Annotated in this window: 4 protein-coding genes and 1 pseudogene; all 5 read right to left on the reverse strand. The window is 73.4% G+C overall.

All coding sequences use genetic code 11. The annotated features are described in order from the left end of the window. On the reverse strand, nt 1-1,454 hold a 1,454-nt coding region (locus tag IE177_RS34420), incomplete at its 3' end, for a condensation domain-containing protein (protein WP_229816411.1). Between the two features lie 140 nt (nt 1,455-1,594). After that, nucleotides 1,595-1,813 carry an MbtH family protein gene (locus IE177_RS34425; protein ID WP_190019425.1) on the reverse strand — a complete coding sequence of 73 codons (219 nt, stop codon included), beginning with the start codon at nt 1,811-1,813 and terminating at the stop codon, nt 1,595-1,597. An 86-nt stretch (nt 1,814-1,899) separates the two neighbouring features. Next, on the reverse strand, nt 1,900-8,997 hold the full coding sequence (locus IE177_RS34430; protein ID WP_229816412.1) for a non-ribosomal peptide synthetase: 7,098 nt from the start codon (nt 8,995-8,997) through the stop codon (nt 1,900-1,902). A gap of 8 nt (nt 8,998-9,005) precedes the next feature. Next, on the reverse strand, nt 9,006-10,556 hold the full coding sequence (locus IE177_RS35935; RefSeq protein ID WP_506005068.1) for a condensation domain-containing protein: 1,551 nt from the start codon (nt 10,554-10,556) through the stop codon (nt 9,006-9,008). A 27-nt stretch (nt 10,557-10,583) separates the two neighbouring features. Beyond that, nucleotides 10,584-11,995 (reverse strand): annotated as a pseudogene (locus IE177_RS35940) (non-ribosomal peptide synthetase); the annotation flags it as partial.

The raw sequence follows: 11,995 nt of genomic DNA on the forward strand, positions 1-11,995 counted from the left end.
CCACACACCACCGCCACACGATCCCCACCCCGCACCACCTGCTCCTCGAACAACTCCGCGAGGGTGCGGTCGGGAGGCGTGCCGGGGGCGGCACCGGCGCCGCGCTCCAGCAGGCGGTCGCGTTCTCCCGGCAGCATGGCGTCGACCGCGCCGAGCGGCGGATCGTCGCCGCCGGCGGTGAGCCGGTCGACGAACGCGAGGAACCGCTGCTGGTCCAGGGCGAGCCGGTCCTCGGTGTACAGGCCGGGGCTGGCTTCGAAGTCGACGCGCAGGGGCCGGCCCTCGCCCTGGTCCTGGAAGACCGCCGACAGGTCCTGCACGGGACCCAGGTTGAGGGTGTGCGCGGTGGCGGTGAACCCGGCGAACGAGGGCCTCTCGCCGAACAGCATGATGTTGACCTGCGGGCCCACGAGTTGCTCGTCCTCACCCATCAGGCCGGCGTCGCGCCGCATGTCCTCGTACCGGTACCGCTGGTGCCTCAGCGCCGCCCGCATCCGCGAGGACACCTGGGTGAGCAGCTCGGTGAAGGTCATGTCCGCGCTCACGCGCAGACGAACCGGAAGCACGTTGGAGACCATGCCGGGCGTGGCACGCGCGGTCTGGCCGACCCGGGCCGTGACCGGCAGTCCGACGACGACGTCCTCGCCGCCGGTGAGGTTCTGCAGGTAGGCGGCGAAGGTGGCGGTGAGTACGGGCGGCCACGGCACCCCGGCGCGGGCGGCCGTGTCGCGCAGGCGTGCGGTGACCTCGGGTGACAGGTGCGCGGTGGCCCGCACGAGACGCCGTGGCATCGGGGCGGTCCGGCCGGCCAGGGTGCGCACCGCGGGCCGGTCGTCCAGCTGGGCCTGCCAGTACGCGCGGTCCTGCGCGTGGCGGTCGGAGGCACGGTACTCCTGGTCGGCCCGGACCAGTTCGCCGAGCGGCCGCCAGTCGTTCGGCGCGGCCGCGGCGCCGCCGGCGAGTGCCGTGTAGACCTCGGCCACCCTGCGGGCGACGAGCGCGCTGCCGTACCCGTCCAGCAGGATGTGGTGGCAGCGGTGGTACCAGAGGAAGTGGTCGGTCCGCAGCTCGATCAGCGCGAAGGCGGACAGGTCGGCCGGGGCCGCCGCTGCCAGGTCGATCGGCCGGGTGAGGTCGGCCCACATCCACTCCTCGGCGGCGGCCCGGGGGTCGTCCTCCCGGCTGACGTCGAGGTACTGCACCACCCGGCGCGGGTTCTCCTCCACCAGCTGCCACAGACCGTCCCGGTCCTCGACGAACCGTGTGCGCAGCGCGTCGGTCTCACGGATCACCTGGCGCAGCGCCTGTTCGAAGACGTCGGGGTCGAGCTGGCCGTCGATCTCCCAGTACTGCCCGCCGTTGTAGATCGGGTTGTCCGGGTCGAGCCGCTGGGCATACCACATGCCCGACTGGGCAGCGGTCAGCGGCAGCCGAGTGGTCTGGGAGTCAGGCATGGCTGTCCGTCCTCGGGGTGGTGAAGTGGGACTGTCGTGGCACTGGGCCGGGTCGCCGTTCGGCGACCCGGCCGTCCGCGAGGTGCGCGGGTGGGCGGGCGCCGCGGCCCGCCCGGGGGCGGCACGCGGCCGCGGGTTGTTCAGGAGGCGGCGGCGTCCATCGCCTCGACCAGGCTCTTGGGCCGCATGTCGGTCCAGTGCGTCTCGACGTAGTCCAGGCAGGCCTGGCGGGTGTCCTCACCGTGGGCGACGGTCCATCCGGCCGGCACCTCGGCGAAGGAGGGCCACAGGGAGTGCTGGGCCTCGTCGTTGACCAGCACCAGGAAGCGGCCGTCCTCGTTCTCGAAGGGGTTGCTCATGGCGAATCTCTCTCCTTGGTTCGTCATTGCTCGGTTGTACGCACGGTGGTCGGTCTCGCACGGCGCCGGGCGGTCCGGCCGCCGGGTCAGGAGGGGTCTTCCAGCCTCGCCCGGAGCACGGGGCCGATGACGGCCATGGCCTCGGGCTGGGTGATCGAGCCGTGGCCGCAGTCGACGTCGTGGACCTCCACCGTGCCGTCCACGTACTTGTCCCAGGACCGCGGGGACACGCCGAGCTCGTCGGCGGTCCTGGCGGCGCGGAAGAGGAGGAGGTCACCGCTGAACCGCTCCGGGGTGAAACGGTCACCGATCACCGCGAAGTTCCTGAACACCCGGAACAGGCTCTCCAGTTGCTCCAGCGACATGGAGCCGAAGGGCGAGCCGTCGGCACGCAGGGCGGCCATCACCTCCTCGCCGTCCAGCGGGCCGTCGTGCGGCGCGCGCAGACCCGCCGTCTGCAGCAGGTCCGACAGGAAGCGCTGCCTGCTCCACGGCTCGACGCTCACCGCGACCGCCTCCATCGGGTAGCCGTCGAGACTGCACACCAGGGCCACTTCCTCGCCCTGATGCTGCAGGCGGGCCGCGATGGCCTGGGCGAGGGCTCCGCCGAGCGACCAGCCCAGCAGGTGGTACGGACCGTGCGGCTGGATCTCGCGGATGCGGCGCAGGTAGTCGTCGACGACCTCCTCGATGCTCTCCGGCAGCGCCTCACCCTGGCGCAGACCGGCCGCCTGGAAGGCGTAGATCGGCCGGTCACGGCTGATCTCGGGAATGAGCGTCGAGTACGGCCAGCTCAGGCCGGTCCCCGGGTGGACGCAGAACAGCGGCGGCAGCGAGCCGTGCGGCCACACGGGGAGCACTGCGTCCAGGTCGTCGCCCTCGTCGAGCTCGTACAGACGCTCGGCGAGTGCCGACGCGGTGGGGGCCCGCAGCACCGTACGGATGCCGATGTCGACGCCGAACTCCCGCCGCGCCCGCTCGGCCACCTGCGCGATGAGCAGCGAGTGACCGCCGAGGTCGAAGAAGTTGTCGTCCACTCCCACCGAGGGCAGTCCGAGGACGTCCGCGAAGATGCCGCGCAGGATCTCCTCGCGGGGTGACTGGGCGGACCGGCCCTGGCCTGCCGTCGTGGGGTGTTCCGGCGCGGGCAGGGCCCTGCGGTCGAGTTTTCCGTTCGGGGTGAGCGGAAGGGCCTCGAGCGTCACGAAGGCGGCCGGGACCATGTAGTCCGGGACGGCCTCGTCGAGCCGGGTCCGCAGCTCGGCGATGTCCGGCCGGGCGTCGGCCGCCGGCACCACGTAGGCGACGAGCCACGGGTCGCCCGGCCGGTCCTCGCGGAGTACCACGGCGCTGCGTGCCACCCGCTCGTCCCGGTCGATCACGGCCTCGATCTCGCCGAGTTCGATCCGGAAGCCGCGCAGCTTGACCTGGTCGTCGGCACGGCCGAGGTACTCGAGCACGCCGTCCGGGCGCCGGCGCGCGACGTCGCCGGTGCGGTACATGCGCGTGCCGTCGGCGGCGAACGGGTCCGCGACGAAGGTCCGCGCGGTCAGCTCCGGCCGGCCGAGGTAGCCCCGGGCGAGCTGGACGCCGGCGAGGTACAGGTCGCCCGGCACGCCCGGCGGTACGGGCCGCAGGTGCTCGTCCAGCACGTACAGGCTGGTGTTCCACACCGGCCGGCCGATCGGCACCGGCCGGTCCGTGCCGTCGTCGGCGCACTGCCAGTGGGTGACGTCCACCGACGCCTCGGTCGGGCCGTAGAGGTTGTGCAGCTCGGCGTCGCACAGGCTCAGGAAGCGCTCGGCCAGCTCGCGCGGCAGCGCTTCGCCGCTGCACATCACCTGCCGCAGGGGGGTGTCGCGCAGGTTCGCCTCGTCACGCAGGAAGACCCGCAGCATCGAGGGGACGAAGTGGGCCGTGGTGACACGTTCCGCGCGGATCAGGTCGGCCAGGTACTCGGGGTCCTTGTGGCCGTCCGGCCGGGCCACGACGAGGGTCGCCCCCTCGATCAGCGGCCAGAAGAACTCCCAGACGGACACGTCGAACCCGGCCGGGGTCTTCTGCAGGACGCGGTCCTGTGCCGTCAGGTGGTACCGGTCCTGCATCCACAGCAGGCGGTTGACGATGCCGGCGTGCTCCACGACGACGCCCTTGGGGCGGCCGGTGGAACCGGAGGTGTAGATGACGTACGCGGGCAGGCCCGGGACGAGTTCCGCCCCCCGCTCGGCCGCCGTGAGGTCGCCGTCCGGCAGCCCGGGCAGCGTGTCGCGCACGTCGTCGCCGTCCAGGACCAGGACCGGGCACGGCGGCGGGCTCCCGAGGGCGCCGGTGGCGTCGCCGCCGGTCAGCACGAGCACGGGCCGGGAGTCGTCCAGCATGTAGGCGAGCCGGTCGGCGGGGTAGCCGGTGTCCAGCGGCACATAGGCGGCGCCCGTCTTGAGCACCGCGAGCAGCGCGACGACGAGATCGAACGACCGGGGCAGCGCCACGGCCACGAGCCGCTGCGGTCCCGCGCCGTGCGACATCAGCAGCCGCGCCAGCCGGTTGGCGCGCGCGTTCAGCTCCGCGAACGTCAGGCTCTCGCCCTCGAAGACCAGCGCGGTCCGCTCGGGGACGAGTGCCGCCCGCCGTTCGAGCAGGGTGACCAGGGTTTCGTCGGGCACGTCGTGTGCGGTGTCGTTCCAGTCGTGGAGGACCCGGTGCCGTTCGGCGGCGTCCATCACCGGTATGCGGCTGACGGGCTGGTCGGGGTCGATGACGGCGCCGTGCAGGACGCGGACGAGCCTGTCCACCAGCGACTGTGCCGTGTCCGGGTCGAACAGGTCGGCGTTGTAGCGCAGGACGCCGTCGATGCCGTCCTGCACGCCGTCCGCCGTCAGTTCCTCGCTGAGCTCGAAGCCCAGGTCGAACTTGCTGACGTCCAGCGCCACCGGTTGCGGGGCCACCGTGAGGCCCGGCAGCTCGAGTTCGCTGTCCCCGGTGTTCTGCAGGGTGAACATGACCTGGAAGAGCGGGTGCCGGGACAGCGACCGCTCGGGGTTGAGCACCTCCACCAGTCGTTCGAAGGGCAGGTCCTGGTGCGCGTACGCCTCCAGGTCCTGCTCGCGGATCCGGCCGAGCAGCTCCCGGAAGGCGGGGTCGCCCGAGACGTCGGTCCGCAGGACCAGCGTGTTCACGAACAGGCCGATCAGGTCGTCGAGCAGGTCGTCGGTGCGGCCGGCGATCGGCGTGCCCAGGGGGATGTCGGAGCCGGAGCCGAGCCGGTGCAGCAGTGTGGCGATGCCTGCCTGGAGGACCATGAACAGCGTGGTGCGGGTCTCCCGGGCGAGGGCGGCCAGGCTCCGGTGGGTGGCGGCGTCCAGGGTGAAGACCACCGTGCCGCCGCGGCCGGTGAGCTCCGCGGGCCGCGGCCGGTCCACCGGCAGCGGTATCTCCTCGGGCAGGCCTTCCAGCGCCCCGCGCCAGTACTCGACCTGCCGGGCCACGGCGCTGCCGGGGTCGTGCTCCTCGCCGAGCACCTGACGCTGCCACAGGACGAAGTCGGCGTACTGCAGCGGCAGTTCCGGCCAGTCGGGGGCCAGCCCCCGGCACCGGGCGGTGTAGGCCAGGGAGAAGTCCCGCGCCAGCGGGCCGAGCGACCAGCCGTCCGCGGCCAGGTGGTGCGCGTTCAGGACGAGCACGTGCTCGGTGGCACCGAGCGAGAAGAGGTGGGCACGGATGGGAACGTCGCGCGCCAGGTCGAAGGGGCGCGCCACTTCGCGCGCGAGCCGCTCCTGCAGCGCGGACGGCGACACCTCCACGTGCTCGAACGGCATTCCGGCGTCGGGCAGGACCGCCTGGCGCGGCCGGCCGCCCTCCTCCGGGAAGACGGTGCGCAGGCTCTCGTGCCGGGCCACCACGTCGTCCAGCGCCGCCCGCATCGCCCCCAGGTCCACCGTTCCCGTCAACCGGATGGCCGTGGGGATGTGGTAGGCGCCGTGGTCGCCCATCCGGTACAGGAACCACAGGCGCTGCTGCGCGAAGGACAGCGGCAGTTCCGCGGGCCGTTCGCGCGCCGCCGGGCGCCCGCGGCCCGCGTCCGAGGCGGACAGCAGCCCGGCCAGGGCGGCGGGCGTCGGCCGCTCGAACAGGGAACGGATGGCCAGCTCCACGCCGAGCGCGGCACGCGCCCGGGACACCAGCCGGGTGGCGAGCAGGGAGTGGCCGCCCAGGTCGAAGAAGCTGTCGTCCGGACCGACCCGGTCGACGCCGAGCACCTCCGCGAACAGGCCGCAGAGGATCTCCTCGTGGGGAGTGCGCGGCGCACGGGCGGGACCGGTCGCCGTCTCGGGGGCGGGCAGGGCCTTGCGGTCCAGCTTGCCGTTGGCGGTCATCGGCAGCGCGTCCAGTACGACGACGGCCGAGGGCACCATGTGCTCGGGCAGCCGGTCGGCCGTACGTGCCCGGACCCGGGCGGGTTCGGGCCGCTTGCCGGGCGCGGCGACCACGTATCCCACCAGGCGCCGGTCGCCGTCCTGGTGGTCGCGCACGGCGGCCGCGGCGTGGGCCACGGCGGGGTCGTCGGCCAGCACGGCCTCGACCTCGCCCAGTTCGATGCGGAACCCGCGCAGCTTCACCTGGTCGTCGGTGCGGCCGACGTAGTCGAGGTCGCCGTCCTCCCGCGGGCGCACCAGGTCACCGGTGCGGTACATCCTGCTGCCGGGCGGCCCGTAGGGGTCGGCGACGAACCGCTCGGAGGTCAGGCCCGCGCGCCCCAGGTAGCCGCGGGCCACGCCCGCCCCGGCGAGGTAGAGCTCGCCCTCGTCCCCGGGGGCCACCGGCCGGAGCCGGCGGTCGAGCACCAGGGCCCGGTAGTTGCTCAGCGGGCGGCCGATCGGGGGCGCCGTGCCGTCGACGGGCCGCCCGGTGGACCACTCGGTCGCGTACACGGTCGCCTCGGTCGGGCCGTAGACGTTCGCGAGGCGTTCGGGGGACAGGGCCCGGTGGATGTCGGCCGCGGCCTGGGCGCTCAGCCGCTCCCCGCAGAGGACGACCGTGTCGGGGCTGACCCGGACATCACCCTGGGAGATGAGCTGGGCGAGCGCCGAGGGGACCGCGCTCACCAGCGTTCCGGGCGGGTCGCCGGCCGGCCGGGAGGACAGGGCGAGCAGGTCGTCGAGGACCTCCAGGGTGCCGCCGGAGAGCAGGGGGCCGAACATCTCGAACACCGAGACGTCGAAGTTGAGCGACGTCGTCAGCAGTACCCGGCGCATCCGTTCCACGCCGATCCCGTGCCGGGCCCAGAGCGCCAGGTTCGCCACGTTCCCGTGGGTGACCATCACGCCCTTGGGGCGGCCGGTGGAGCCGGAGGTGTAGATGACGTACGCCAGGTGGGCGGGCGAGAGCGGGGCCGTGCGGTCGGTGTCGAGGACGTCGCGGTCCGGGCAGGCCTCGCAGGCCGCCGCGGTGGCCGGGTCGTCCAGCTCGATCAGCAGTTCCCGTTCGGCCGGCAGCCGCTGCGCCACGGAGGACTCGGTGAGCACCAGCGCCGGGCCGGCGTCCTGGAGGATGTAGCGCAGCCGGTCCGCCGGGTACTTGGGGTCGATGGGCAGATAGCCCGCGCCGGCCTTGAGAACGGCGAGGAGGGCGACGATCATTCGCTCGGAGCGGGGCAGGGCCAGCGCCACCAGCCGGCCGGGCCCGGCGCCGCGCCGTACCAGCAGGTGCGCGAGCCGGTTCGCCCGCGCGTTGAGCTCGGCGTACGTGAGCGAGGTGCCGTGGTGCAGCACGGCGGTCCGCTCCGGGGTGCGGGCCGCCTGCTCCTCGAACATGGCGGGCAGGACGGTGGCGGGGGCCTCACTGCCGCCGGTGTCCCATTCGGGCAGCATCTGCCGCCGCGTGGCGGCCGGCTGGTCGTCCACGCGGCCCACCAGCTGTCCGGGGTCGGCGGCCACCGCCTCGAAGAGCCGGGTCAGCCGCGCGACCAGGTCCCGTACCTCCGCCTCGTCGAACAGGTCGGGGCGGTAGCCCAGCTTGAGCATCATCCGGGGGCCGGGTGCCATGGTGAGGGTGAGCGGGTAGTGCGTGGCGTCGCGCCCGGAGCCCGCGGTGACACTGGCGCCGGCGAGGGTGGACTCGACGCCCGCCGTGTCGACGGCGTAGTTCTCGAACAGCAGCAGGGTGTCGAACAGCGGTCCCCGGCCGGCCAGGGCCTGGATGTCCGTCAGGCCGATGTGCTGGTGGTCCATGAGCCGGACCTGCTGGTCGTGCAGGCGGTCGAACAGGGTGGTCAGCGGCTCCGCGGGGTCGAGGGCGACCCGCACCGGCAGGGTGTTGATGAAGAGCCCGACCATGTGCTCCACACCGGGTATCTCGGGGGGCCGGCCGGAGACGGTGGTGCCGAACACCACGTCGTCCCGGCCGGTCAGGGACGCGAGGAGCAGTCCCCAGACGCCCTGCACCAGGGTGTTGAGCGTCCAGCCGTGCCCGCGGGCCAGCGCGGTGAGCGACGCCGTCAGCTCCTCGGAGAACGTCGCCTCGAAGCTCTCCGGGACGCCGGTCAGCGCCCCGGGGTCGCGCGGGGCCAGCAGGGTCGGCTCGGCCAGGCCGGCCAGCTCCTGCCGCCAGGCCGCCTCGGCGGCCGGACGGTCCTGCTTGCCCAGCCAGGCCAGGTACTCGCGGTACGGGGTGACGGGCGGCAGGCCGGACGCGTCCCCCTTGCTGACGTACAGCTCGAACAGGTCACGGACCACGATGGGCGAGGACCAGCCGTCCATCAGGATGTGGTGCTTGGTGACCAGCAGCCGGTACTCGTCGGCGCCGTAGCGGACGAACGTGAAGCGCATCAGGGGCGGGCGGTTCATGTCGAACCGCCGGACGCGGTCCTCGTCCACCAGGCGCCGCAGCTCCGTCTCGCGTTCGCCGTCGGGCAGCCCGGACAGGTCGTGCTCGGTCCAGCGCAGGGGCACCTCGCGCCGGACGACCTGCACGGGACGCTCGCCGCCGCGCTGCCGGAAGCCGGCACGCAGGACGCCGTGCCTGCGCAGCAGGGCCCGGGCGGCCTCCCGCAGCGAGTCGACGTCGATGTCGCCGCGCAGGTGGAACAGGCTCTGCACGGTGTACGGGTCCACGCCGTCCTCGTCGTACAGCGCGTGGAAGAACAGGCCTTCCTGCAGCGGACCCAGGGGCAGTACATCCTCGATCACGGACTTCTTCACCGGCTCAATCCCCACTCGTCGTCGAACTCGTCGAACTCGTCGTCGATCTCGCTCTCGAGTTCGTCGATCTCCTGCTGGCTGAGCGACACCAGCGTCAGGTCGGACGGTGTGTGGCCACCGACCGCACCGCCGCCCCGGACATGGGCGACCATGGCCCGCAACGCCCGCTCCCACGCCTCGGACAGCTGCCGGACGTCGTCCTCCCGGAACAGGGCCCCGGGCCAGGCCCAGGCGACGCGCAGACGGGGGCCGTCCGCGTGGTCCTCGGTGATCGCGTTGATCGACAGTGCGTACAGCATCGGGGCGTCCGGGTCCATGAAGCCCGGCGCCTTCTCCGGCGCGGGTCCCCAGTCCGCGGCCTGCGCCGCGTCGGCCATGTCGAAGCGGCCCAGGTAGTTGAAGCCGATCTGCCGCGGCGGATGGCCGGCCAGTGCCGCCCTGGTGTCCAGGTTGAGGTAGCGCAGCAGCCCGAAGCCCAGCCCGTTGTCGGGTATGCCGCGCAGCTGCTCCTTGACGCGCTTGATCGCTTCGCCGACCGCGGCTCCGCCGTCCCGCAGCTGCTGGCGGTCGAGGGCTCCGGGATCCAGCCGGACGGGGTGGATGCTCGAGAACCAGCCGACGGTCCTGGACAGGTCCACGCCGTCGGTGAACTCCTCGCGCCCGTGGCCCTCGAGGTCCACCAGCACGGCCGTCTCGTCGCCTCCGCCGCGCTGCCGCCGCCAGTCGGCGACCGCCAGTGCGAGCGCGGTCAGCAGCACGTCGTTGACACCGGCGTTGAAGGCTGCCGGCACCGTGGTGAGCAGCGGCTCGGTCGTCTCCTCGGAGATCACCTGCCACAGACCGCCCATGGTGCGGTTGGTGTCCTGTGTCGGGTCGAGGGGCCGGTCGCTCAGCAGGGGCTCCGGGCGGCCGAGGATCTCCGACCACTGGCCGGCCTCCGCCACCCGCTTGGCGTCGTGCGCCGAGGCGGCCAGGTGCTCGGCCCAGCGGCGGAAGGAGGTGCCGACCGGCTGCAGCCCGGCGTCCCGGCCCTCCCGGGCCGCCTCCCAGGCCGCGGTGAGGTCACCCTCGAGGATCCGCCAGGACACACCGTCGACGACGAGGTGATGGATGATCAGCAGCAGCCGTCCGGAGGATTCGGTGCCGGCGTCGAACCACACGGCCCGCACCATCCGGCCCTCCTCGGGGGCGAGCCGGGCCCACGCGGACTCGCCCTCCGCCTCGATGACGGCCGTCAGCGCCTGGCCGTCCAGGCCGCGTACGTCGATCCGGGTGACGCAGTCGGCGGCCCGCACCGTGCCGCGCGGCGGCACGTCGAGGGACCAGTCCCCGCCTCCCTCGGGACGCGTCAGCCGCGTCCGCAGGGCGTCGTGGTGGTCGAGCACGCTCTGCAGCGCCCGCTCCAGCGGCTCCGCGCCGAGGTCCGCGGGGACCTGCAGCAGGACCGACTGCGCGTACTTCCCGATGGGTCCGCCGCGCTCGCGCAGGCGGTGGATGATCGGCGTGAGCGGTACGGAGCCGACGCCGGTGTCCGTTCCGCTGCTCACCCGCCTGCCGACGGTCTTCGCGTGGGCGGCCAGCGCCGCGACGGTCTTGTGCTGGAAGACCGCCCTCGGGGTGATGACGAGACCCGCCTTGCGGGCGCGGCTGACCAGCTGGATGGAGATGATGCTGTCGCCGCCGAGATCGAAGAAGCTGTCGTCGACCCCGACCTCGGGCAGGTCGAGGAGATCGGCGAACAGGTCGCAGAGCACCTGCTCGCGCGGCGTGCGCGGTCCCTGCTTGGTGACCGCCACCCGGAAGTCGGGGGCGGGCAGCGCGGCCCGGTCCAGCTTGCCGTGCCGGTTGACCGGCAGCGCGTCGAGCACCACGACCGCGGCCGGGACCATGTAGTCGGGCACGTGTCCGGCGAGGTGGTCCCTGAGGGCGGCCGGGTCCGGCCGGGCACCACCGGCGGGCACCACGTATCCGACCAGGCGGCGCTCGCCCGGCTGGTCCTCGCGTACGACGACGACGGCACGGGAGACGTCCGGGTGCCGGGTCAGAGCGGCCTCGATCTCGCCGGGTTCGATCCGGAAACCGCGCAGCTTGACCTGGTCGTCCGCCCGGCCCGCGTACTCCAGCAGACCGTCGGGGCGCCACTTGGCCAGGTCACCGGTGCGGTACATCCGCTCCCCCGGCGCTCCGTGCACGGCGGCCACGAACCGGTCGGCGGTCAGGCCCGGACGGCCCAGGTAGCCCCGCGCCAGGCCCCGGCCGGCGATGTACAGCTCCCCCACCACACCGGGCGGCACCGGCCGCAGCGCCTCGTCCAGGACGTAGAGGCGGGCGTTGCCCTGGGGCCGGCCGATCGGCACCGGACCCGGCGGCAGCTCGGCGCCCGGTTCGACGCGGTGCTCGGCGCAGTTGACGGTCGCCTCCGTGGGACCGTAGACGTTGAGCACGGCCGCGTCCGGGTGTTCCCTGCGCCACTGGGTGAGCATCTCGCCGGCCAGGGCCTCACCGCCCAGCAGCAGTTCCTCGCTGGGTGAGTAGGCCTCGGGCAGCGCGTCGAGCAGCGGCAGGTGGCTCGGGGTCGCCTTGAGGAAGGTGACCTGCCGTCCGGCCAGCCGCGCCGTGGTGCCGGGCTCCTCCTCCAGCTCGGCCAGGTGCACACAGCCCCCGCTCGCGAGCGTCGTGTACAGGGTGGTGACCGTGAGGTCGAAGGAGACCGGCGAGTGCACCAGGGCGGCCCCGCGGGAGCTGGGGTACGCCTCGGTGGTCCAGGCGAGGTAGTCCACCACCGAGCGGTGCTCCACCACCACGCCCTTGGGCCGGCCGGTGGAACCGGAGGTGTAGATCACGTAGGCCGGGTGCGAGGGACGCAGCGGCCGAAGACGCTCGGCGTCGGTCGGCACGCCGTCGCCGAGGTTCCCGAAGTCCGCGTCGGCCGCGTCGAGTTCGAGTGTGGGGACGTCCAGGTCCCGGGGCAGGTCGGGCTGGGTGG

Origin of the sequence: Streptomyces lucensis JCM 4490 (assembly GCF_014650035.1) — a bacterium.
GTDB lineage: Bacteria > Actinomycetota > Actinomycetes > Streptomycetales > Streptomycetaceae > Streptomyces > Streptomyces lucensis.

Excerpts from the sequence above, each read along its gene's own strand:
- IE177_RS34425 (WP_190019425.1), bottom strand. The coding sequence starts at position 1,813 with ATGAGCAACCCCTTCGAGAACGAGGACGGCCGCTTCCTGGTGCTGGTC.